Source organism: Asticcacaulis sp. AND118 (assembly GCF_020535245.1).
In the GTDB taxonomy this organism is placed as follows: Bacteria; Pseudomonadota; Alphaproteobacteria; order Caulobacterales; family Caulobacteraceae; genus Asticcacaulis.
Map to the genome: position 1 here is coordinate 1,513,413 of NZ_CP084910.1, position 23,368 is coordinate 1,536,780.

Annotated in this window: 24 protein-coding genes; 6 read left to right on the top strand and 18 right to left on the bottom strand. The window is 61.0% G+C overall.

Features of this window, described 5'->3' with window-relative positions; genetic code table 11:
• Positions 1 to 138 precede the first annotated feature (138 nt).
• From sufC to LH365_RS07260, 5 genes are read left to right on the top strand one after another with little or no spacing between them, the layout of a single operon-like run.
• Positions 139 to 888, top strand: a complete 750-nt coding sequence (gene sufC / locus LH365_RS07240; RefSeq protein WP_226743007.1) for a Fe-S cluster assembly ATPase SufC — start codon at positions 139 to 141, stop codon at positions 886 to 888.
• A complete protein-coding gene (locus LH365_RS07245) occupies positions 888 to 1,934 on the top strand; it encodes a SufD family Fe-S cluster assembly protein (RefSeq protein ID WP_226743008.1) in 1,047 nt (348 codons plus the stop codon). Before sufC ends, LH365_RS07245 begins: the two co-directional genes overlap by 1 nt.
• A complete protein-coding gene (locus LH365_RS07250) occupies positions 1,924 to 3,144 on the top strand; it encodes an aminotransferase class V-fold PLP-dependent enzyme (RefSeq protein ID WP_226743009.1) in 1,221 nt (406 codons plus the stop codon). Before LH365_RS07245 ends, LH365_RS07250 begins: the two co-directional genes overlap by 11 nt.
• Positions 3,145 to 3,149: 5 nt before the next feature.
• Positions 3,150 to 3,596 carry an SUF system Fe-S cluster assembly protein gene (locus LH365_RS07255; RefSeq protein ID WP_226745458.1) on the top strand — a complete coding sequence of 149 codons (447 nt, stop codon included), beginning with the start codon at positions 3,150 to 3,152 and terminating at the stop codon, positions 3,594 to 3,596.
• A gap of 10 nt (positions 3,597 to 3,606) precedes the next feature.
• Positions 3,607 to 3,999, top strand: a complete 393-nt coding sequence (locus LH365_RS07260) for an iron-sulfur cluster assembly accessory protein (RefSeq protein ID WP_226743010.1) — start codon at positions 3,607 to 3,609, stop codon at positions 3,997 to 3,999.
• A gap of 27 nt (positions 4,000 to 4,026) precedes the next feature.
• Here the strand turns inward: LH365_RS07260 and LH365_RS07265 are convergent, their stop codons facing one another.
• The 18 genes from LH365_RS07265 to LH365_RS07350 form a co-directional block, all read right to left on the bottom strand.
• A complete protein-coding gene (locus LH365_RS07265) occupies positions 4,027 to 4,449 on the bottom strand; it encodes a hypothetical protein (RefSeq protein WP_226743011.1) in 423 nt (140 codons plus the stop codon).
• Positions 4,450 to 4,548: 99 nt separating this feature from the next.
• Positions 4,549 to 4,941 (bottom strand): hypothetical protein, encoded by a 393-nt coding sequence (locus LH365_RS07270; protein WP_226743012.1) that lies wholly within the window; start codon positions 4,939 to 4,941, stop codon positions 4,549 to 4,551.
• A complete protein-coding gene (locus tag LH365_RS07275; protein ID WP_226743013.1) occupies positions 4,920 to 5,345 on the bottom strand; it encodes a hypothetical protein in 426 nt (141 codons plus the stop codon). The genes LH365_RS07270 and LH365_RS07275 overlap by 22 nt, the downstream gene beginning before the upstream one ends.
• Positions 5,346 to 5,442: 97 nt before the next feature.
• Positions 5,443 to 6,201 carry a 1-acyl-sn-glycerol-3-phosphate acyltransferase gene (locus tag LH365_RS07280; RefSeq protein WP_226743014.1) on the bottom strand — a complete coding sequence of 253 codons (759 nt, stop codon included), beginning with the start codon at positions 6,199 to 6,201 and terminating at the stop codon, positions 5,443 to 5,445.
• A gap of 95 nt (positions 6,202 to 6,296) precedes the next feature.
• A complete protein-coding gene (locus tag LH365_RS07285; protein WP_226743015.1) occupies positions 6,297 to 7,355 on the bottom strand; it encodes a GGDEF domain-containing protein in 1,059 nt (352 codons plus the stop codon).
• Positions 7,356 to 7,455: 100 nt separating this feature from the next.
• A complete protein-coding gene (locus LH365_RS07290; protein WP_226743016.1) occupies positions 7,456 to 9,015 on the bottom strand; it encodes a DEAD/DEAH box helicase in 1,560 nt (519 codons plus the stop codon).
• 146 nt (positions 9,016 to 9,161) lie between these two features.
• Entirely contained in the window at positions 9,162 to 11,258 is a 2,097-nt protein-coding gene (gene parE / locus LH365_RS07295) for a DNA topoisomerase IV subunit B (protein WP_226743017.1), read from the bottom strand.
• A 130-nt stretch (positions 11,259 to 11,388) separates the two neighbouring features.
• Complete coding sequence (locus LH365_RS07300) at positions 11,389 to 12,060, bottom strand: TorF family putative porin (protein ID WP_226743018.1); 672 nt, start codon at positions 12,058 to 12,060, stop codon at positions 11,389 to 11,391.
• Positions 12,061 to 12,532: 472 nt separating this feature from the next.
• Entirely contained in the window at positions 12,533 to 13,168 is a 636-nt protein-coding gene (locus tag LH365_RS07305) for a TorF family putative porin (protein ID WP_226743019.1), read from the bottom strand.
• Between the two features lie 263 nt (positions 13,169 to 13,431).
• Positions 13,432 to 14,808, bottom strand: coding sequence for an ammonium transporter (locus LH365_RS07310; protein ID WP_226743020.1), 1,377 nt, complete (start codon positions 14,806 to 14,808; stop codon positions 13,432 to 13,434).
• Between the two features lie 386 nt (positions 14,809 to 15,194).
• Positions 15,195 to 16,601 (bottom strand): type I glutamate--ammonia ligase, encoded by a 1,407-nt coding sequence (gene glnA, locus LH365_RS07315; RefSeq protein WP_226743021.1) that lies wholly within the window; start codon positions 16,599 to 16,601, stop codon positions 15,195 to 15,197.
• Between the two features lie 42 nt (positions 16,602 to 16,643).
• Positions 16,644 to 16,982 (bottom strand): P-II family nitrogen regulator, encoded by a 339-nt coding sequence (locus LH365_RS07320; RefSeq protein WP_107872337.1) that lies wholly within the window; start codon positions 16,980 to 16,982, stop codon positions 16,644 to 16,646.
• A gap of 296 nt (positions 16,983 to 17,278) precedes the next feature.
• Complete coding sequence (locus LH365_RS07325) at positions 17,279 to 17,923, bottom strand: TIGR02466 family protein (protein WP_226743022.1); 645 nt, start codon at positions 17,921 to 17,923, stop codon at positions 17,279 to 17,281.
• A gap of 87 nt (positions 17,924 to 18,010) precedes the next feature.
• Positions 18,011 to 18,595, bottom strand: a complete 585-nt coding sequence (rplI, locus tag LH365_RS07330; RefSeq protein WP_226743023.1) for a 50S ribosomal protein L9 — start codon at positions 18,593 to 18,595, stop codon at positions 18,011 to 18,013.
• 12 nt (positions 18,596 to 18,607) lie between these two features.
• Entirely contained in the window at positions 18,608 to 18,886 is a 279-nt protein-coding gene (gene rpsR, locus LH365_RS07335; protein WP_226743024.1) for a 30S ribosomal protein S18, read from the bottom strand.
• Positions 18,887 to 18,898: 12 nt separating this feature from the next.
• Complete coding sequence (gene rpsF, locus LH365_RS07340) at positions 18,899 to 19,282, bottom strand: 30S ribosomal protein S6 (RefSeq protein ID WP_226743025.1); 384 nt, start codon at positions 19,280 to 19,282, stop codon at positions 18,899 to 18,901.
• Between the two features lie 273 nt (positions 19,283 to 19,555).
• Positions 19,556 to 20,083: a peroxiredoxin gene (locus LH365_RS07345; protein WP_226743026.1), complete on the bottom strand. Its 528-nt coding sequence runs from the start codon at positions 20,081 to 20,083 to the stop codon at positions 19,556 to 19,558.
• Between the two features lie 149 nt (positions 20,084 to 20,232).
• The gene (locus tag LH365_RS07350; RefSeq protein WP_226743027.1) at positions 20,233 to 22,185 is read right to left on the bottom strand and encodes a S9 family peptidase; all 1,953 of its coding nucleotides are present in this window, start codon (positions 22,183 to 22,185) and stop codon (positions 20,233 to 20,235) included.
• Positions 22,186 to 22,404: 219 nt separating this feature from the next.
• Between LH365_RS07350 and fabD the strand changes: the two genes are divergently transcribed.
• Positions 22,405 to 23,349, top strand: coding sequence for an ACP S-malonyltransferase (gene fabD, locus LH365_RS07355; RefSeq protein ID WP_226743028.1), 945 nt, complete (start codon positions 22,405 to 22,407; stop codon positions 23,347 to 23,349).
• Positions 23,350 to 23,368 lie beyond the last annotated feature (19 nt).

Genomic DNA, 23,368 nt, shown 5'->3' on the forward strand with positions numbered 1-23,368 from the left:
GGACCGCGAAGCGGTGGAGGGGGATACCTCCGCCCGTGCTACCCCCCTCCGTCATTTCGCTATCGCTCAATGCCACCTCCCCATCGCTGACGCGACAGGGAGGAGAGGTGTTGCGGACGCATGAAGAGAACCGTAACAATGCTTAATATCGAAAACCTCACCGTCAGTGTTGACGACAAGACCATTCTCAAGGGCCTGAACCTGAGCGTTCCGGCGGGCGAAGTGCACGCCATCATGGGCCCCAACGGCGCGGGCAAGTCGACTCTGGGCTATACGCTGGCCGGGCGTCCGAACTACGACGTGACGCAGGGCGCGGTCGATTTCAACGGCGAGGATCTTCTGGAAAAAGAGGTGCATGAACGCGCCGCCGCCGGCCTGTACCTGTCGTTCCAGTACCCGCTGGAAATCCCCGGCGTGCCGGCCATGACCTTCATCCGCACGGCGCTCAACGCCCAGCGCAAGCTGCGCGGCGAAGACGAAATGTCGGCTCCGGAATTCCTCAAGACCATCCGCGAAGTGGCCAAGACCCTGCGCATCGACATGGACATGCTGAAGCGTCCGCTCAATGTCGGTTTTTCCGGCGGCGAAAAGAAGCGCATGGAAGTGCTGCAGATGGCGCTGCTGCAACCGAAGTTCCTCATCCTCGACGAGACGGACTCCGGCCTCGATATCGACGCGCTCAAGGTCGTGTCGGACGGCGTCAATGCCCTGCGTGCGCCCGATCGCGGCATGCTGGTCATCACCCACTATCAGCGCCTGCTCGACCATATCAGGCCGGACCGCATCCACATCCTCGTCGATGGCCGCATCGTCCATTCGGGCGGGCCGGAACTGGCGCTGGAGCTGGAAGCGCATGGTTACGACCGCTACGTCAATGAGGCGGCATAATGGCCTTCGACCTGACCCCGCTCGACCTGTTCGACCCGTCGTCCTACCCGACGCGGCGTAACGAGGAGTGGAAATATTCCGACCTGTCGCGCGCGCTGCGTGAGGCGCCGGCGCGGGCTGACCTGACGCATATTCAGGGCGAGGCGGGCGATTTCGGCGGCTTCTACTGGCACTGTGCCGGCGACGGGCAACTGAACGATCTGCAAGCCGCCGTTTCTAAGGCTAATGGCCGTCTTTACCTCGACATGAGCGATGTCGGCGAAGAGGGGGCGGTCGCCGGTTATCAGGGCGAGGGTCGTATTGCACTGGGCGCAGGTGAAAGCCTGATCCTGCTGGAAGACTATAGTGGTGCGCTGGATTATGCTTCCAGCACCGTGCTGCATTTCGATCTGGCCGAAGGCGCGTCTCTGGTCCGCGTGGTCATTCTCGATGAGCCGGAAAGCGCCGTGTCGGTGCGCCGTTCGACCGTGACCACCGCGCCGAACAGCACGTTTAAACAGTATGTCTTTTCGACCGGCGCGAAGTTCCAGCGCTTTGAAACCCACGTCACCCATGCCGGGCACGGCGCGCATGTGGAAATGAACGGCGCGTACCTGCTGAAGGACACGGCGCATTTCGACTACACCACGCGCGTCAATCACGCCGAGATCGACGGTACGACGGGGCAGTTGATCAAGGGCCTGGTCAAGGACCGCGCCACGGCGGTTTTCCAAGGCCGCATCTATGTCGAAAAGGGCGCGGACGGCACCGATGCGCGGATGCGCCATCAGGCCCTGATGCTCAATGACGGGGCGCATGTGCGCGCCAAGCCGGAACTGGAAATCTACGCCGACGACGTGCAGTGCGCCCACGGCAACACCATCGGGGCGATGGACGATGCGGCGTTGTTCTTCTGCCGTTCGCGCGGCATGCCCGAAGAAACGGCGCGCGCCCTGCTGATGCAGGCCTTTGTCGTGCCGGTCGCCGAGCAGATCGAAGACGAGGCTCTGCGCGAAATGGTGCTGAACTGGATCGAAGACAAGGCGGGAGGTTTCTATGCCCTTTGACGTCGAAGCGGTCCGCCGCGACTTCCCGATCCTCAGCCGTGAAATCAACGGCAAGCCGCTGATCTATCTCGATTCCGGCGCATCGGCGCAGAAGCCGAAAGCCGTGATTGACGCCATGAGCCACCATATGGCGCAGTCCTACGCCAATGTGCACCGGGGCTTGCACCGTCTGGCTAACGAGGTCACCGACGCCTTCGAAGCCGGGCGCGAGACGGTGGCCCAATTCATCAATGCCGCCCGCCCCGAAGAGGTGATCTTCACCAAGTCGGCGACGGAATCGATGAACCTCGTGGCCCAGACCTGGGGGCAGCAAAACCTCAAGGCCGGTGATGAAATCCTCATCAGCGAGTTGGAGCATCACGCCAATATCGTGCCGTGGCACATGCTGGCCCAGCGCACCGGCGCGGTGCTGAAATGGGCGCCGATCCGCGATGACGGCAGCCTCGATATAGCCGCTTTCGACGCGCTGCTGACCGAGCGTGTGAAACTGGTCGCCGTGGCCCATATGTCGAATGTGCTGGGCACGATCAACCCCGTGCGTGAGATCGCCGACAAGGCCCATGCGGTCGGCGCGACCGTGCTGATCGACGGCTGTCAGGGCGTGGTTCACCTGCCGGTCGATGTGCAGGCGCTGGGCTGTGATTTCTACGCCTTCTCAGCGCACAAGCTCTACGGCCCGACCGGATTGGGCGTGCTGTGGGGCCGTTACGACCTGCTGGAGGCCATGCCGCCGTGGCAGGGCGGGGGCGAAATGATCGCGCACGTCTCGAAAGAGCGCATCACCTATGCCGAGCCACCGCACCGCTTTGAAGCGGGTACGCCGGCCATTCTGGAAGTTATCGGGCTGAAAGCGGCCATCGATTGGCTGTCGCAGTGGGACCGTGAGGCTGCCGTGGCGCACGAAATGGCGCTGTATGAGCGCGCCCATGCGGGCCTGAAAAAGATCAATTCGGTGCGCATCCACGGCGAAGCGGCGGAGAAAGGCGCGATTCTGACCTTTTCTCTGGGGGCCGCCCACGCCCACGACGTTGCGCAAATCCTCGACCGCTACAATATAGCGGTGAGGGCCGGGACGCACTGCGCCGAACCACTGATGACGCGGTTGGGGGTGACCTCGACGGTGCGCGCCTCGATCGCCATCTACAATACCGAGGCTGAAATCGACGCGCTGATCGCGGCGGTCGAAAAGGCCCAGGGGTTTTTTGAGTAATGACCATGTCCAAGCACGAGATTATCTCCCTGTCCGGTGAAGACGAAACCTCTGAGACCGTTTCTGAAACGGCCCGGGAGACGGGACAGCCGGAACTGTTTGCGCCCGAAGAAACGACGGCGGTCGAACCGCTGGCGCAAGAGGAACTCGACCGCCTTACCGACGAACTGATCGCGTCGTTCAAGACCGTGTTCGACCCGGAAATCCCGGTCGACATCTACGAACTGGGCCTCATCTATCGCGTCGATATCAACGACAGCCGCGAAGTGGTCGTGGACATGACCCTGACCGCCCCGGGCTGCCCGGTGGCCGGTGAAATGCCGGGTTGGGTGCAGAATGCGGTGATGGGGGTGCGCGGGGTGTCGGAATGCCAGGTCAATCTGGTCTTCGATCCGCCGTGGGATTCGTCGAAGATGAGCGACGAAGCCAAACTCCAGTTGAACATGTTCTAGGGAGAGCGTCATGGAAACGACCGTTACCGTTCGTCCCCGCCGGCCGCGCCCGGCCATCGTCTCGCTGACCGATGCCGCCGCCGCGCAGTTCAAGGCCATTATGAGCCGCGCCGACAAGCCCTATGCGGGCCTGCGCGTCGGCGTGAAGCAGGGCGGCTGCGCCGGACAGGAATACGTGCTCAGCTATGCCGAAGCCGCCGATCCGCTGGACGAGGTGGTCAATGACAAGGGTGTGACCATACTGATCGAGCCTAAGGCGGTGCTGTATCTAGTCGGAACGGTTATCGACTATGAGACGACGAAGCTGGCGTCGAAATTCGTGTTTCAGAACCCGAATGAGACGGATGCCTGTGGCTGCGGCGAGAGTGTAACGATCAAGCCCGCAGCCACGGAATCCGAGTAAAATTGGGCTGCGGCGAGAGTGTAACGATCAAGCCTGCAGCGGCTGAGGAATAAAGGCGATGTCTGCGTCGCGACCGGTCAGCCAGTCGAGCGCCTCGTCTGCCGTGTCGAAATTACGCATCGTATCCTTGGGATAGAGGGCGTGGTTGGTCCGGATAGTTTCCTGCTCCACGGGATCGTGCGTCACGAAGGCGACGCGACGCCCCTGGGGCACATCGCGGGTCCAGTCCGCCCACACGCGTGCGAAACGCGCTGTATCCGCGTCTTCCATATGACCGGTGTAACGGCGCATGTCGATCAGCCGGTCATAGAGCCAGGGCTCGCCTATTTCGGCATAGGCGCGCAGAAACGCCTCGCATAGCTCGTCGCTGGGCATGGGCCCGAAGACGCGTGCGATAAGGATCGGATGGGTGTCATCCAGATAGACGCTCAGGCGGTATTTTTGCGGCATCGGTAAGCGGACTTTGTGATTTACCCGGCCAATGTAGACTAGAATACTTAAGAAAGCGCTAGCCGTTCCTGATAATGGAATGGCATTCCGAAATTTCTGTTATTCGGAGGGCGTGCTCAGCCATTCCAGCGCTTCATCCCGGTTGTCGAACAACTGGACATAGGCCTTGGGGAAGGCGTCGCCCAGAGCGTTCATGCGGGCGCGGTCGAAAGGGTCGCTGGAAATCAGCGCCAGGCGTTTGCGCGGCGGAGGCGGGGTTCCGGCGGCCTCAGCCAGCCATTTCGAGGCGCGCATCAGGTCGGCCAGTTCCACCACACCCTCGGCCGAACGCATGTCCATGATGCGGTCATAGGTCCACGGATGGCCAAGACTCTTATAGAGGTCGATCAGGCCCCCAACAAAGGCGTCGCTGCTGTAAGGCCCGCGTACGGCAATCATCAGCAGGTTTTTGTCGGGATCGATGCGATGGTTTATGCGGAACTGGGAAAGCAAGATACGGACCGTGAATTGGGGGGAAAAGTCGCGAACCAGTCGAGCGCCTCGCTTTCATGGGCGAAGACCCGGCGAACATCCTTCGGGAAAAGGGCGTCGGCAATCGGGGCGCGCACGCGGTCGAGAGCATCGGTGGTCAGGATGGCGACGCGACCCTGATAATCGGCATTCTGCGTCAATTCCGCCCACCATTGGGCCAGCCGTTGCAATTCGGCAAAGTCCGGCGTGCCGCTGCTGTGGCGATAATCGAAGAGGCGATCGTAGCGCCAGGGGCGGTCGAGGCGGGCATAAACGTCGATGACGCCATCGACAAAGACCCGGCTGTCGAACGCGCCACGCATGATGAAGTACAGCCGGTTACGCGCTTCATCCAGTCTGTGGCTCAGGCGAAATTTCAGGCTCATGACCGACAACGTGCGCGGGGAACAGGTGTTGCTTATAAAGACCCTTACGTTAAAAAATTGCTCATTTTCCGCCACTTGGTTGTGAAGACCCGAGAGATCAGGCCGGCACGGCCCCGTCGGTGATCATCACCGACGGCTCGACCGGGCCGCCGCGGGCTTCGGCGATCAGTTCCTGCGTGCGGCCTTCGATACGCGATTGCAGCAGCGCCATGAATTGCGACTTGTCGAGGCCGGGCGCGATCGGTTCGAGAAATTCCAGCACCGCCGTCCCGGACGTTTTCCGATATTGCGTCTCCTGCCAGAACAGGCCGAGATTGGTCGCCACCGGCACGACGGGGCGGTTGAAATTCCTGTACATGTGCCACACGCCGGAACGGTATTTGCGGTGCGTGCCCGGCGCGTTCAGGTGGCCCTCCGGGTAGATGAGGATATGGCGGCGGTCGCGGTCGGCTTCGGCCGAGCGCTGGCTGAGGGCCTTGCGCGCCTCGTGCCCGCCGCAGTTGTTAACGACGATGGCGCCCAGTTTGCGCAGCAGCGTGGCCATCAGCGGAAACTTCTCCAGATGGTCGCCAGTGACGAAGGCGACGTCCTCGAACTGCGAATAGAGGCAGAAGCCGTCGCCCCAGGACTGATGCTTGGCGGCGAAGATGACCGGCGTGTCGGGAACATTGTCGCGGCCGCGCACCTCAAGCCGTATGCCGGCCAGCACGCGCATCGCCCATACCATGCGCCGCGTGTAGCGCTGCACCGCCCACAGGACGGGCTTGCGTCCCGGCAGCAGCGACAGGCCGATAGCCATCAGGCTGTAGGCGATGGAAAAGGTCCAGTAGGCGACGGCGAACGCAAAAGCGCGCATGGCGATGTTCCATAGAAAAAGGCGTGACTCGGACGTCACGCCTTTTGTATCGCATGAATTTGAACGTTGTTCAAATTCTATTTTCAATCCGCAGATCAGGCGGCGTCGATGGCTTTCAGCGCGGATTCGGCGCAGGTGACCATGTTGCGGCCGCCATTCTTTGACTGATAGAGCGCCTTGTCGGCGCGATCGAGCAGGTCGTAGGCGTCTTCACCGTAGTCGCGTTGGGCGATGCCCACCGAAATGGTGACGGTGCCGAGATCTTCGTTGGTCGAGCGACGCTTCAGGACGCGCGAGGCGATTTCCTGACGGGCTTCATTGAGCAGGCGCTCGACGACGGCCATGCTTTCATTGGGGAAGATCATGGCGAACTCTTCGCCGCCGTATCGCGCCGCCATGCGCGGGGCGCGACCGATGCGCGACAGGACCGAAGCGACGTAGCGCAACACCTGATCGCCGGTTTGATGGCCCCAAGTGTCATTGAAGCGCTTGAAGTGGTCGATATCGAGCACGGCCAGGGTGATGCTCTTGCCGCCATCGGTGTCGCAGTGGCGCTCCAGCGCCTCATCGAACGACTTGCGGTTGGCGAGATTGGTCAGGGCGTCCGTCATGGCCTCAAGGCGCACCTGATCGAGGTGCTTGCGCAGGCGGGCCACTTCGCGCGACGATTCGCTGAGGCGGACTTCGAAACGGGTGTGCTGGCTGAGGATCTGCGTCGTGGCTTCGGTCAGGCTGTCGACCAGATTGCGCAGGCGTTGCGTGTCGGCGTCGCTGGTGATCGACGTGCGCGCGCCTTCCAGCGTCTCGTTGTAGTCTTTTTGCGCCCGCTGGGCTTCGGTGATGATTTCGCTGACCGACGCCAGTTCGCGCGTCAGGCGCAGACCGGCGTCTCGCACTTCATCATTAAGCTTGAGACGGGAAATAAACTTGGAGGCGAGGCTTTCGGAGATTTCCTCGGTGATCTTTTCGCCCGAACCGATCAGCCGCTGGATTTCCTGAGCCAGAGCCGAACTGGGGTCGCCCGCCACATAGAGCCAGATCTCGTAGTTGAGCGGCGTCGGCCAGACACCGTGCAGTTCCATCAGCCGGATGGCCTCCTGGGCCAGGCTGTAAGCATTGGGACTGCGTACGCTCACTTCTATGTCGTTGCTCATCAGGCTTCCTCTGTCACGAATCGGGTGACGCAGAACACCGTATGCGAATTTCTCTGACAGGCGGTTAACGCCGGGATTTATTTTTATTATAGCCTTATGCTCAGCGATAAGCGCTGCGCGTCATGAAGGCCGGAACGTGCCCACCGAAACCCGCGTATTCCGAAGGCTTAGCCATTGAATCGTCTGAGTCTTTTGAAGAGACCCGGACGGGGCGTTCCGTTTCAGGCGACTCATTGCGCGAAGAACGGGCGCGGGGCGCGGGCGCGGTATCGGCTGCCGATTTACGGCGGCGGGATTTTTTTTCGGGCGCCGGGGTGGGATCGACGACGGCCTCGACGCGTTCATCCTCGGGAGCGATTTCCGCTGCGGTTGCGACGATAGGGGAGGTCGCCGCCTCTTCCGGCCGGCCACGCTCGCGGCGCGGACGGGCGGAACGGTCGCGCTCGCCGCGGCCACGGGCAGGCTTTTCGCGGCCGGCCTTTTCGTGCTCCGGACGGGCGTCGGCCAGCGGCCCCCAATCGACTTCCAGTTCCAGCGTGTTCGGCTCTTTCTTGATCAGCTTCAACACCTTATCGTAGTTCTTCTCGTCGCTGGGCGAGAGGATCAGATAGGCTTCGCCCGTGCGTCCGGCGCGGCCCGTACGGCCGATGCGGTGCACGTAGTCGTCCGCGTGGTGCGGCACATCGAAATTGAAGACGTGGCTGACCGACGGGATGTCGAGACCGCGTGCGGCGACATCGGAAGCCACCAGCAGCTTGAGTTCACCGCTACGGAACGAATCGAGCGTTTTCATGCGTAGCGACTGATCGAGGTCGCCATGGATGGGAGCCGCATTGAAACCGTGCACGGACAAGGATTTGGCGACGATATCGACATCGGTCTTGCGGTTGCAGAAAACGATGCCGTTCTTGATGTCCAGCTTTTCCACCAGCGCGCGCAGCGCCATGCGCTTGGCCTTGGCCATCAGTTTGGCGTCGCTGTGCGGCACGCGGTAAACGTACTGGGTGATGTTTTCGTTCGTCGTGGCCGGACGCGAAACTTCGATGCGCACCGGGTTCTTCAGGAACTGTTCGGTCAGGCGCGTGATTTCCGGCGGCATGGTCGCGGAGAAGAACAGGGTCTGACGCGCCGGCGGGGTCAGCTTGAAGATACGCTCGATGTCGGGAATGAACCCCATATCCAGCATACGGTCGGCTTCATCGACGACCATCAGTTGCACGCCGTTGAGCATCACCTTTGAGCGCTCAAACAGGTCCAGCAGGCGGCCCGGCGTGGCGATCAGCACGTCGACGCCCTTGTCCAGCTTGGCGATCTGATCGGACATCGACACGCCGCCGATGAGCAGGGCCCAGTTCAGCTTGCAATATTTGGCGTATTTTTCAAAGGCTTCGGCAACCTGATCGGCCAGTTCGCGCGTCGGGGCCAGCACGATGGCGCGCGGCATACGGGCGCGCGAACGGCCCGAAGCCAGCTTTTCGATCATCGGCAGGGTAAAGGCGGCGGTCTTGCCCGTGCCCGTCTGGGCGATCCCCAGCACGTCCAGTCCGATCAGGGCGATGGGAATGGCCTGTTCCTGAATAGCGGTCGGCGTATCGTAGCCGGTGTCAGCCACGGCTTTCAGAATATCGGGATTGAGGCCTAGATCGGTAAACTTGGTCATTAAGGAGGTTGAGCCGTTTCAGACAGTCGAGGAAAAATTCAGCCCGCCACGCAGGGGCGAACACAGTGCATAGCACCGGTAAAGGCTTTGCGGCCTCTAGTAACAGATTTTACGTAAAAGGACAGAGATTTGTTGCGGTCGGCGCATTACACGTCCAGATCCTCGCCGACAAATTCGGCATTCTGCTGAATATACTTGAAACGCAGTTCCGGCTTGCGGCCCATCAGGGTTTCGACCAGGTCCTCGATGTCGCCCTCATTCTCGGGCAGGGTCACCCGCGCCAGGGTCCGCGTCTTCGGGTCCATGGTGGTTTCCTTGAGCTGCGCCGGCATCATTTCACCCAGCCCCTTGAAGCGGCCGATCTCCGGCTTCTTGCCCTTGAACTCGGTTTCGAGGATTTCGAGGCGGTGCGCGTCGTCCTTGGCATAGACGATCTTGGTGCCATGGCTGATGCGATAGAGCGGCGGCATGGCCAGATACAGGTGACCCTGACGGATCATCGACGGCATGGTGCGATAAAAGTAGGTGATGAGCAGAGAAGCGATGTGCGCGCCGTCGACATCGGCGTCGGTCATGATGACGATGCGCTCATAACGCAGGTCGTCTTCCTTGAACCGCGCGCCGGGCTGCACGCCCAGCGCCAGACCGAGGTCGGACAGTTCCTGATTCGACTTGGCCTTGTCGGCGGTGGCCGAGGCGATATTGAGGATCTTGCCGCGCAGGGGCAGGATGGCCTGCGTATTGCGGTTGCGCGCCTGCTTGGCCGAGCCGCCGGCCGAGTCGCCTTCGACGATGAACAGTTCGGTGCCGTGGGCGTCCTGACGCGCGCAGTCGGCCAGCTTGCCCGGCAGGCGCAGCTTGCGCGTCGCCGAAGCGCGCTGGACTTCCTTGTCCTTGCGCTTTTTCAGGCGCTCCTCGGCGCGCTCCACAACGAATTGCAGCAGGCGGTCGGCCTGCTTGGGCGAGCTGATCAGCCAGTGGTCGAACGGGTCGGCCAGCGCCTTTTCGACAAGGCGCTGGGCCTCGCTGGACGAGAGGCGGTCCTTGGTCTGGCCCTGGAATTCCGGGTTCTTGATGAAGACGGAGATGACCACGCCAGCCTGAGCCACCACGTCTTCCGCCGTGACGATGCCGCCGCGCTTGTCGCCGGTCATTTCGGCATAGGCCTTCAGCGAACGCGTGAGGGCGGCGCGCAGGCCGGCCTCGTGCGTGCCACCGTCCGGCGTCGGGATGGTGTTACAGTAGGACTGGGTGAAGCCGTCAAACTCGCCGAAACCGGCGCCGGACCAGGTCACCGCCCATTCGACCGCTCCGGCTTCGCCTTTGCGCTCGACGCGGCCGGAGAAGATGTCGGTGACGGTCTCGGTTTCCTGCACGCGCTCGGCCAGATAGTCGGCCAGGCCGTTGGGGAAGTAGAACCTGTCTTCCGCCGGGGTGTGGTCGGCGATCTGGCTGGGGTCGCATTTCCAGTGGATCTGCACGCCGCGGAACAGATAGGCCTTGGCCTTGGCCATGCGGTACAGACGCGCCGGCTTGAAATGCGCGCCGACGCCGAAGATGTCCTCGTCCGGTTTGAATCGTTCGCGGGTGCCGCGTTTCTTCGACGGGCCGATCTGCTGGATGGGGCCCTGGCTGAGGCCGCGCGAAAAGATCTGCTGCCATTCGAAGCCGTCGCGCCACACCGTGACTTCCAGCCGTTCAGACAGGGCGTTAACCACCGAGACGCCGACGCCGTGCAGGCCGCCGGAGGTTTCATAGGCCTTGCCGGAGAACTTGCCCCCGGAGTGCAGCACGGTCATGACGACTTCCAGCGCCGACTTGCCCGGATATTTGGGGTGGGGATCGACCGGGATGCCGCGACCGTCGTCGCGCACCGACAGATAGCCCTCGGCGTCCAGTTCGACCCAGATAGCCTTGGCGTGACCGGCCACGGCTTCGTCCATGGCGTTGTCGAGCACTTCGGCGAACAGATGGTGCAGCGCCTTTTCGTCCGTGCCGCCGATATACATGCCCGGACGCTTGCGCACCGGCTCAAGACCTTCCAGCACCTCGATGGCGTCCGCCCCGTAACCTTCCGCGGTCATTGCCGAAGGAGCGGCGGGTGGAGTAGCCGGTTGCGGTGCTTTCGTCGGTTCGGCCTTCGGCGCAGCTTCGGTCGCCGTTGCGGGCTTTTGGGGCTCGGACGGTTGAGGGGCCGGGGCGTCGCCGCCGAACAGGGACGGTTGGGGAGGCGTAGTGGACATGCGTGTACTGTGGACCGATTCGGTGAATTTCCATCCGGCAGCCGGTGGAGAACAGGAACAATCCATAAACAAAAAGGCCGCAAACCCCAAGGGGCTTGCGGCCGATTTCTGTGGCTTAATGCCTGTTGGCTTAGAACGCCGCCTTGATGGTCAGAGCGATCTGCTCCTTGGCAACGTTGCGACCGTCAGCGGTCCAGCCCATGTCGTGGTCGCCGGTGTCCCAGTAACGGGCGTCGATCGACAGGTTTTCAGTCAGAGCGTAGCCGAGGCCGACGTTCCAGGTGGTGTAGTCACCGCCGTCCAGCTCTTGCTTGCCCATGGCGCCCGAAACCGACCACTTGTCGGTCAGCGGGTAAGCCGCGTTCAGCTCGTAGTAGGGGTTTTCCAGCGTTTCCCAGTTGGTGTACATGGCCGCGCCGATCGAGCCCTTGCCCATCGGATGCGTGAAGCCCGCCTTCAGTTCACCGAAGTTCAGGTCGTCTTCGTCCGGATAGGCGTAGTAGATGGCGCCGAAGTCGAAGGCCCAGTTACCGACGGTCGGCTTAACGCCGGCGTACACGTCGACTTCCAGCGAGGCGTCGCCGCCGAAATCGACGTTCGAAGCCCAGGTGCCGGCGTAGAAGGAGCCGTTGGTGTAGTCGATGCCGCCCTGAACAGCCGCTTCCTTGTCCGACTGCGAGATGCCGCGCCAGACATAGTTGTTGGTGGCGGCGATGTTGTAGCTCAGAGCGCCTTCGGCCGAAGCAGCGCCGGCAACCAGAGCGCCAGCGGCGACGGCAGCAGCGAGGAGGAACTTCTTCATGATCTGTATCCTGTTTTATGGTTCAGATTATATCGTCCGCAGTACGCAACCGCGGCGTAAATCGAAGATGAATGTAGCAATTTTTCCGTAGTGTGCCAGACCCCGGCGAAGGTTTGGCTTCTCTTGATGTAAAATTGTCACGAATCCCTAACGCGGAGTGAGCGGAGTTAGGAGCTTTGTATCTGTCTGATATAATTTGTTAATTTTTAAAAATTCTTGCGGCGACGAATTGTATGTGTTGCAAATGTGGCGGAATGGCCATGCGGCATACCGTTACTTTTTCGCCGCAGCGCGCAAAAAGCGAGTGGTCAAATACGAAAAAACCGCCTGCGCGAACGCAGGCGGTTTCATATGGAAGCCGGGTTTTGGCTTAGAGCGAGATGATTTAAAGTGGAAACATCATCTCGCTCTCAGTTTTTGAGTGGTCGCGCAATTTTTCCGAAAAGGGGTGCCCACTTTATCGGATTGCGCTCTAGAAGGCGGCCTTCAGGCTCAGCACCACGCGCTCGTCGCTGTAGGGCGTGTCCACGTCGGTGTCGTGGTAACGCAGGTCGAGCGACAGGTTGGACGTCAAGCTATAGGCGCCGCCGACGTTCCAGGTGTTGTAGGTGCCGTAGTCACCGAAGGCGCCCGAAACCGAGAGTTTCTCGGTCAGCGGATAGGCGGCGTTGACTTCGAAATAGTCTTCGAAATTGTCATCGGTGTTGAAGTAGGCCGCGGCGCCGATGGTGCCCTTGCCCAGCGGATGGCTGACGCCCAGTTTCACTTCTTCGAAATTGATGTCGTCTTCCTGCGGATACAGGTAGGCCAGTACGCCGATATCGAAGGTGAAGTTGCCCGCCGTCGGCTTGATGCCGGCATACAGATCCAACTCGTAATCCGCATCGCCGCCGAAATCGACGTTGGACGCCCAGGTGCCGGCGTAGAAGATGCCGTTCGTGTAGTCGATACCGCCCTGGATGGCGGCATTCTCGTCCGTCTGGGTGACGCCGCGCCAGACATAGTCCGTCGTGACGCCGATATTGTAGCTGAGCGTGCCTTCGGCCGAAGCCGCGCCTGCCGTCAGCAGACCAAGAGCGGCAACCGCCGCAACGCAAACCTTTTTCATGATGACTTCCTCATTTTTTCTGGAGCCACCTGAACATTTCCCCTGTACGCCCCGACGTAGTTGAATTTTTTGTGACGCCGTTATTTTACAGTACAGTTGTGTTTCGGTTTGCCAATAGTGTGATTAATAAACAGAGCGTGTGTGGTAATTTTGCAAATAAAGAGAATTTTGTTTTAATTGATACAAGCGTTAATGGGTGTAATCTAAATAGAAATGGGGCGCTCATTGAGCGCCCCATCTGTAAGCTTACTTAAATGTAGTGCTTAGTGGTGCACTTCGTCATGCAGAGCCGAGTCGAGACCCGCTTCTTCATCCGCTTCCGACACGCGCAGGCCCGTGGTGAACTTGCAGATGACGAGGATGATCAGGGTGCCGATGGCCGACCACAGGATGGTGTAAACCAGGCCCATGATCTGGGTCATGACGTTGGCGCCTTCCGACAGGCTGTTGATAGCCGGATCGGCGAACACGCCGGTCAGGACAGCGCCAAGAGCGCCACCCGCACCGTGGATGCCGAAGGCGTCCAGCGAGTCGTCGTAGCCGAGCAGCTTCTTCACCCACGACGCGAAGACGTAGCAGACCGGGCCGGCGATCAGACCGATGATCAGGGCACCGGTCGGGTTGACGAAGCCCGCAGCCGGGGTAATGGCGACCAGACCGGCCACCAGACCCGACAGGATACCGAGCAGCGACGGCTTGCGGCGGATGGTCCACTCGACCAGCTTCCACGACAGGGCGGCGGCGAGCGCGGCCAGGATCGTGTTCAGCAGGGCGGCGGCGCCGATGCCGTCCGGGGTCCAGGCGGAGCCGGCGTTGAAGCCGATCCAGCCCACGAACAGGAGAGCGGCACCGATCATGACGAAGATCAGGTTGTTAGGCGCCATTTCTTCGGTGCCGTAACCCTTACGACGGCCGAGGAACAGGGCCGCGACCAGACCGGCCACACCCGAATTGACGTGAACGACCGCGCCGCCGGCGAAGTCCAGCACGCCCATGCCGCCCATGAAGCCGCCGCCCCAGACCTGGTGGCAGATCGGCGCGTAGACGAAGACCGACCACAGGGCCATGAACAGCAGCAGGCCCGACAGCTTGATGCGTTCGGCGAAGGCGCCGGTGATCAGGGCCGGGGTGATGATGGCGAAGGTCATCTGATAGGAGATCCACAGCATTTCAGGCAGGCCGGGGGCCAGGCTGAAAGCGGTTTCCTTGGTGACGCCCTTCAGCAGAACCGTGTCGAAGCCGCCGATGAACTTATTGACGGTTTCGCCCGGAATGCCGAACAAATCGCCACCCACGCCGAAGGAGATCGAATAGCCGACCACGTACCACAGGAGGCCGGCGACGCACGACACGGCGACGGACTGGGTAACGGTGGCGATGACGTTCTTTTTACGCACCATACCGCCGTAGAACAGGGCCAGACCCGGCAGGGTCATCATCAGAACGAGGGCGGTGGACAGGAAGACGAAAGAAGACGACGCCAGATCGATTTCCAGAGGCGCCTGGTGAGCCAGAAGGGCCGGAGCGGGCGCTTCGGCTTCCGCCACCGGAGTGGCTTCCGGAGCCGCAGCCGATTCCGAAACCGCGGCTTCGGAGGTGACAGCCGCTGCGTGAGCGACAGTGACGACCGGAGCCGCCATGAGGAGCGCCGCGGAGGCCGCGACCACTCGTGAAAGTTTAATCCACGTTTTCAAGTTATCCCCCTTGGATAATGCGGATGTTGCACTCGCGAAGAGTGCCGCCATCAGATTGTTTCGCAAAGAGTTTTATTAAGATGAAACAGGGGGGAGGGACGCTGGGGAAGATATTGCGTCATTTATGTGTCAATATGGGGCGCTCATACGCGCAAACCCTGAAAATCAATTTGGTATCATTTGATACTATATAAGTTTCATTTGAAATTAAATTTAACTTTGCTCAGCATGTGGAATGAGATGGCCTTCAGGAGGGCGGCCAACGAAACAAGCCGCCCCGGATTGGAGCGGCTTGCCTTGTAAAATCAATCTCTTGCGGGAAGAGACTAAGATTAGCCCTTATAGTACATTTCGAACTCGATCGGGTGCGGACGCAGTTCGAAGGCCATCACTTCTTCCATCTTCAGTTCGATGTAGGAGTCGATGAAGTCGTCGTCGAACACGCCGCCCTTCTTGAGGAAGGCGCGGTCCTTGTCGAGGTTGTCGAGCGCTTCACGCAGCGAACCGCAGACTTCCGGCACCGACTTCTGCTCTTGCGGCGGCAGGTCGTACAGGTTCTTGTCGGCGGCGGGGCCCGGATCGATACGGTTTTCGATACCGTCGAGGCCGGCCATCAGCAGGGCGGTGAAGGTCAGATAGGGGTTGCCCAGCGGATCGGGGAAGCGCGCTTCGATACGCTTGCCCTTCGGCGAGGACACCCACGGAATACGGATCGAGGCCGAACGGTTGCGGGCCGAATAGGCCAGCTTCACAGGGGCTTCGTAGCCGGGGACCAGACGCTTGTAGGAGTTGGTCGAGGGGTTGGCGAAGGCGTTGATGGCCTTGGCGTGCTTGATGATGCCGCCGATGTACCACAGGCACAGGTCCGACAGACCGGCATACTTGTCGCCAGCGAACAGCGGCTTGCCGCCCTTCCAGATCGACTGGTGGACGTGCATGCCCGAACCGTTATCGCCGAACATCGGCTTCGGCATGAAGGTCGCGGTCTTGCCGTAGGCGTGGGCGACGTTCTGGACGACGTACTTGTAGAGCTGCAGGCGGTCGGCCATGGTCAGCATGTCCGAGAACTTCAGGCCAAGCTCGTGCTGGGCCGGCGCCACTTCGTGGTGGTGCTTTTCCGGTTCCATGCCCAGTTCGCCCATCACGGCCAGCATTTCACCGCGCAGGTCCTGAGCGGAGTCGATCGGATTGACGGGGAAATAGCCGCCCTTCGGGCCCGGACGGTGACCCATATTGCCTTCCGGATACTCCTTCGAGGAGTTGCCCGGCAGTTCGTAGGAGTCGAACGAGAAGCCCGTATTGTTCGGAGCGATCGACCACTTGACGTCGTCGAACAGGAAGAACTCGGCTTCCGGACCGAAATAGACGGTGTCGCCGATGCCGGCCGACTGAACGTAGGCCAGGGCCTTCTTGGCGATCGAGCGCGGATCGCGGTTATAGGGCTCGTTGGTGTCCGGATTGATGACGTCGCAGAACAGGAAGAGGGTCGTCTGCTGATAGAACGGATCGATATAGGCCGTCTTCAGGTCCGGGCGCAGCTTCATGTCGGATTCGTTGATGGCCTTCCAGCCGGCGATCGACGAACCGTCGAACATGGTGCCGTCGTTGAGGAAGTCGTCATCGACGAGATCGATGTCGAAGGTCACATGCTGCATCTTGCCGCGAACGTCGGTGAAGCGGACGTCGACATATTTGACGTCCTTTTCCTTGATGAGCTTGAGAATGTCTGCTGCGGTCATTTTTTGACGCCCTGGGTTCTTGGTTGGGTAGTATGAGGAGGATCAGACCGCCTGCGGTCCGGACTCCCCGGTGCGGATGCGAACGACGTCGATGATGTCGCTCACAAAAATCTTGCCGTCGCCGATCTTGCCCGTGCGCGCGGCGGTCTGGATGGCCTCAAGCGCGGCCGGAGCCAGGTCGTCGGCAACCACGAGTTCGATTTTGATCTTCGGCAGAAAATCAACAACATATTCCGCCCCCCGATAGAGTTCGGAATGTCCTTTCTGGCGGCCATATCCCTTGGCTTCCAGCACGGTCATACCCTGCACGCCGATTTCCTGAAGGGCTTCCTTCACTTCGTCGAGCTTGAAAGGTTTGATGACAGCTTCGATCTTTTTCATGAGCAATCCTGGTCACGACCGTTAACAGCGAAATTCTTTTGCATTGCGACAGATTGCAAGCCAGATTCCGGCACAACGGCTCACTTGACTGTAAAGATTTATTACGATGCGTGAGCGCACCCGTCCTGCCTTTAGCCGCAGTCGGAAGCAAATTCAAAAGGAAAATACGCCTGTTAGCCGATTTCGACGCAGCGGTGGCTTTCCCGCGCTGCGCGGCGCGCACCATCTGCGGTATATGATTTCCGGTGAAATTAAATCAGGCGGTGCGTGAAGTAAAGAGCCCGCCGGCCAAGGAGTCAGCCCAGCCCCAGATCGTAGTTGAAACTGAGGGAAAGGCGCGGCTGTGCGCCGCGGTTGGTGGCGACCTCATGGCGCAGCCAGCTTTCCCAGATGAGCAGGGTGCCGCGTTGCGGCGCGACCGGCATCAGCACCTGACGATAGGGCCGGGCCGAAGGCAGGCGTTGGGGCGCGTGCATCATGAAGCCCAGGCGCGGGTCCTCGAATTGCAGCGCGCCGGCGCCCTCGGGAATGTGGAGATAGAGGGTGCCCGAAAACGTGCTGTAAGGATGGATGTGCCCGGAATGCGCGCCGCCGGTATCCAGCCGGTTGATCCACAGGCTCTGGAGGTGCGGGGTCTTGCCGCGCAGGTCCAGTTCCATCAGCCGGGCATAGAGCAGGACCTGAATATCCAGAAGGCTGACCAGTTCTGAAAAGACCGGGTCTTCGGTCCTCAGGTCGACTATGCTTTCATAGGAGGTGTAGCCGAGATAGCCCTGAGCGGCGGCCCAGTCGCGTCCGGCCGTATCACCGGCGGCGGTGCGTTCACAGGCCGCTTCAAGGCGCGTCAGGAGCGGATCGGCCGAGGTGCCGCCCAGTTCGGAGCGATAGACCTCGGTGACGAACAGTTGCAGCAGAGTGGCGGCGGCCGGAATCTCTTTCATGCCTTTCTCCTTATCCGGTCTTGCCGCAAAAAGAAAACCCCCGGACCGTGAAGTCCGGGGGTTTGTCTTTCGATCCGTGTAGGGATCTTAGTATTCGTACGAGTCTTCGATCGCCTGACCGGCGCCACCTTCGAGAAGGTCGGCGGCAGCGGCTTCATCGGCCATGCGGTCTTCTTCGAACTGCGACGCGATGACGTTCTCGCCCGAAGCCTGACGTTCGGCTTCATCGGCCGAGCGCGCGATGTTGATCGTGATCGAGATCGAGACTTCGGCGTGCAGGCGCACCTTGAGGGCGTGCAGGCCGAGGGTCTTGATCGGCGTGTCGAGCACGATCTGGTTGCGTTCGACCTTGCCGCCGGTTTCGGCGATCGCCTCGGCAACGTCACGGCCGGTAACCGAACCGTAGAGCTGGCCGGTTTCGCCAGCCTGACGGATCATGACGTACTGCTGACCGTCCAGTTCGGCGCCTTGCTTTTCAGCGGCTGCCCTGGCGGCAGCGTTGCGGGCGACGATCTGTTCCTTTTGCGCTTCGAAGAACTTGAGGTTCTGGGCGTTGGCGCGCAGGGCCTTGTGGCGCGGCAGCAGGAAGTTACGGGCAAAACCGTCCTTTACGGAAACGACTTCGCCGATGTGACCGAGGTTTTCGACTCGTTCCAGGAGAACAACTTTCATGGGGTCGTCTCCTTATTTCACGACGTAGGGCAGCAGTGCCAGGAAGCGGGCGCGCTTGATGGCCTTGGCCAGTTCACGTTGCTTCTTCTGCGACACGGCGGTGATGCGCGACGGCACGATCTTGCCGCGCTCGGAAATGTAACGCTGCAGCAGCTTCACGTCCTTGTAGTCGATCTTCGGCGCGTTGGCGCCGGAGAACGGGCACACCTTGCGGCGGCGGAAAAACGGACGGCGGGCCGGAGCGGAGCCGACGGGCGAACCGACGGTGGCGGGGGTGGTGTCTTCAGCCATCTTCAGATCTCCTTATTGCTCGACGGTTTCAGCACGGTCAGTGCGTTCGCCACGCTCAGGGCGTTCCGGACGGTCGCGACGCGACAGAACCGGTGACAGCTCCAGATCCAGCTCTTCGACGCGGACGGTCATGAAGCGGATGACGTCTTCGTTGATCGACAACTGACGTTCCATTTCCTTGACGGCGGCCGCCGGTGCATCGATGGACAGCAGCGAGTAGTGCGCCTTGCGGTTCTTCTTCACGCGGTAGGTGAGATTGCGCAGACCCCAGTATTCGATCTTGGCGACCGAGCCGCCCAGTTCTTCGAGCAGCGCCTTGAGGGTATCGTTGAGAGCTTCCGCCTGTTGCGGCGAAATGTCCTGCCGTGCGAGCACGACGTGTTCATAAAGTGCCATTTGGTCCTCTTCCGTTGAGCGGGGTGGCGCGCACCCGGGCGGAAGTCCCGGACACACGATGGATCATGGCTTCTCACAACGAGAGATGACCACCACGCAAGCGAAGCGGGCGCTATAGTCGATAGCGCCCAAAAAAGCAAGCCCAGGCAATCGTATGAAAACGGACTGCAAATGGCCCTTTTCTGCGCTTTGGGTGCGCACGTACTCAAGTACGCCGCGCGCCGGTTCTCGAAAGGCACCCTTTTCGCCGCGTTTTGACGCGATTGCGGCTTTCTATTTCAGGCTGTCGGCGGCGGCCAGCAGGCTGGGGACGTGCGTCGCGGCATTGCCGGAATCGTGGACGAAGGCGACCTTACCGTCCTTGCCGATGATGTAGGAGACGCGGCTCGACATCGGCATGGCCGGCATCTTGGCGTCGTATTTCTCGGCGATCTTTGCGCCCTTGTCGGAGCCAACGGGGAACTTGCCACCGCAGTCGGCGCTGGAGAACTTCTTCAGCGTCGGGACGTCATCGGCGGACAGACCGACCACACTGATCTTTTTGGCCTTGAACTTGTCCATGTTTTCGGAGAACTGACGCGCCTCCAGCGAGCAACCGCCGGTGAAAGCCTTCGGGTAGAAGTAGACGACGACCGGGCCCTTTTTCAGGGCGCTCTTCAGCGAAAAGTCATGGGTAGCGCCGTTGGTGGCGGCCTCGACCGTGAAATCGGGGGCCTTGTCACCGACCTTCAGCGCGGCAAAGGCGGGCGAAACGGCGGTGAGGGCGAGGGCGGCGGCAATCAGGGCGGGGCGGAAGGTCATGGTGGCATCTCCTTTGTGACTTTCTGTTATACGCCAGTTTTCGCGGCCTGGCTCAGATTATTGCCGAGTGATTTTGGCATCAGGTGATTTTGACTTGTAATTTGCAATCGGTTTGTGTGGTTGCGGATTGCAAGTGAGGCGTTTCGCTTTCAGTAGGCGGGGTTATGCTTTTCGATGAAGGACACCACCGCTTCGATGGTCTGGACGCGGGTGGGTTCGCGCGACAGATGATGGTCCTCGGCCTTGAGCAGGACGAATTCGACGGACTTGCCGGCCTTTTGCAGGGCGTCGCGCATGCGGTAGCTCTGATCGATGGGGACCACCGTATCGTCCTTGCCGTGGATCAGTTGCACCGGAATGGTGACATTGGCGGCTTTCAGATCCGGTGAAACCGCATCCCAGTTCGCAGTATCGCCGAGAAAGCGTTTCCAGTAGAGGACGTTGCGCGATGTCTTGTCATATCCGACCGAGGCCTCTTCGGCGCGGATCATGGCTTTAAGGTTGGTGACCGGCGCGATGCCGCTGGCGCAACGATAGACGCCCGTGTCGATGGCGGCCCCGGCCATGGCCGCATAACCGCCGTAGGAAGCGCCGACGATGCACACGCGTCTGGCGTCGATCGTGCCTTCTCTGGCCAGATGACGCACGCCATCCGACAGGTCGGTCTGCATCTTGCGGCCCCATTCGCCATAGCCCTTTTCGATAAAGGCATTGCCATAGCCGTCGGAGCCGCGGAAATTGGGTTGCAGCACGGCATAGCCGCGCGAGGCGATGGCCTGCGCCATCCAGTCATAGCCGATATCGTCATAGGCTTGAGGGCCGCCGTGCGGCAGGACGATCAGCGGCAGGTTCCTGGCCTCGCGGCCGGGCGGCAGGGTCAGGAAGGCCGGGATGTCCAGTCCGTCGGCCGCCTTGTAGGTAAGCTTACGCTTCTCGGCGACCCACTCGGACGGCACGTTGGGGCGGGTTTCGCCTACACCCTTGAAGGTGCGGTTGACATAATCGATGAAGTAGTAGGAGCCGGGGTCGCCGGGCCCTTCACCATAGACGATGATTTTCTTTCCGTCGTCGGAGACATCGACGAGTTCGCGGTAGGTATAGTCGGGCATGCCCTTTTCGATCAGGCGCGGCAGTTGCGCCAGATCCGGCGCGAAGAAGGTGTAGACCGGACCGTCCGGCGTATGGTTGGTGAAGCCCGCCAGTTTGCGCGTCGCCGGATGATAAAAGGCGGACACGTTGTCGCCTCTGGCCTCCAGAGGCTCGCTGAAACGGCCGTCGGGGAAGACTTCATAATAGTTGCCGGCCTTTTCGCCGGCATTGATATGGACCAGCACCGACTCCTCGTCCCGCCCGCGACCGACCAGGGACGGAATGTCGAGCCTCTGCTTTTCGCTGTAGATCGAGCGCCATTTGCCGTCCTGTCGGTAACGCAGGGTCCACACCTTTTCATCGCGGTCGAATTCGGAGCGGGCCATGATCTCACCGTCGCCGCGCACGATCCAGTCTACGATATGGCGCGGGTCCTCATCCATCTTCAGGCCCCGCCCGGTATTCAGGTCGAAGCTGTAGAGGCTGCGCAGCCCTTCGCCCTCCATCTTTACATTGGACGCCGTGACACGATAGCGATCCTTGACCTTGATACGATAAAAATCGCCCATGACGATGGGGTAATAGCCGTCCATATTGCGGTACATGGCGAAGGTCTTGCCGTTGGGAATATCGAGGATCTGCCCCAGAAAATATTCGCTTTTGCCGCCGACGAAGTCGCGGATATCGACTGTCTGCGACGAAATCAGGATGATGCGCGTTTCGTCGCCCCAGAACAGGCTGCGCACCTTGACGTCGCCCACCCGGAGGGCTTTGAAATCGTCCTTCTCGATATCGAGGTCCATGACCAGACGATCGGTGCCGTAACCCTTGATAAGGGCCAGTCTCTTACCGTCCGGCGACAGCGACACCTTCTCGATATCGGGCCGTTTACCAAAGGCCGTCAGCGGCGGCGGCGCGCCTAACGGGTGGGTTGAAGGCTTGTTCTGGGCTGCCGCCGAAAAGGCGCAGGCCATCAGCGCGCCCGTAAAGACGGTGTTCTTCAGTATTTTCATGTGACTCCCCCGAAGTCCGTAGAAGGCGGCACCCCTGCCGCCGCATCTTCCCGTGCATGGCTTTTACGGTGTCCTGCGGCATTCTACAACCGCTTTCACCTGTCGATCGCGATGCGGTTGTGGAGCACTGGCGGCTCGCAAAGGCGCAAATCTCTTGCCCTTGGGGGCGGATTGGCCTAACCCATGCCGCTCAAATCAACCGGTCGGGACAGACTTTACATGACACTGGCATTTGTTTTTCCGGGGCAGGGCTCTCAGAGCGTCGGCATGGGGGGCGAGCTTTTCGACACCTTCGCCGCAGCCCGTGACGTCTTCGGCGAAGTCAATGAAGCGCTGGGGCAGGATCTGCTGAAGCTGATGCGCGAAGGCCCCGAAGCCGACCTGACCCTGACCGAAAACGCCCAGCCGGCCCTGATGGCGACCTCGCTGGCGGTGGTGCGCGTGCTCAAGGCCGATTTTGGCGTGGACGTGTCGCGGGCGGCTTTCTGCGCCGGGCACTCTCTGGGTGAATATTCGGCGCTGGCGGCGATGGAGGTGCTGACCCTCACCGATGCGGCGAAGCTCCTGAAACTGCGTGGTCAGGCCATGCAGCGCGCCGTGCCGGTGGGGCAGGGGGCCATGGCGGCGCTGATCGGAGCCAAGGCCGATCTGGCTCTGGCCGAAGCCGCCTGCGAAGCCGGGCGTGCAGCGGGCGTCGTGGTCGTGGCCAATGACAACAATGCCGGTCAGGTGGTGATTTCGGGCGAAAAGGCCGCGGTCGATCTGGCGGTGGAAAAGGCCAAGGAACTGGGCGCAAAAGCCATGCTGCTCAACGTATCCGCCCCCTTCCACAGCCCGCTGATGCAGCCGGCGGCGGAGGAAATGGCAGCAGCCCTCGCCAGGACGACGATGCACGATCCGAAATCGGTGCTGGTGGCCAATGTCACGGCGCAGGCCGTGGGCGACAAGGCGCAATACGCGCCGTTGCTGGTCGAGCAGGTGACAGGCCGGGTGCGCTGGCGCGAATCGGTGCAGTGGCTGGCTCAGGCAGGCGGCGTGACGAAATTCGCCGAACTGGGCGCGGGCAAGGTGCTGACCGGCATGATCAAGCGTCTGGCCCCCGATGCCGAGGCCGTGGCGGTCAATGGGCCTGCCGACTTCGAGGCGTTTGCCAGGAGTTTGTAAGTTTTTTAGACACGGAAAA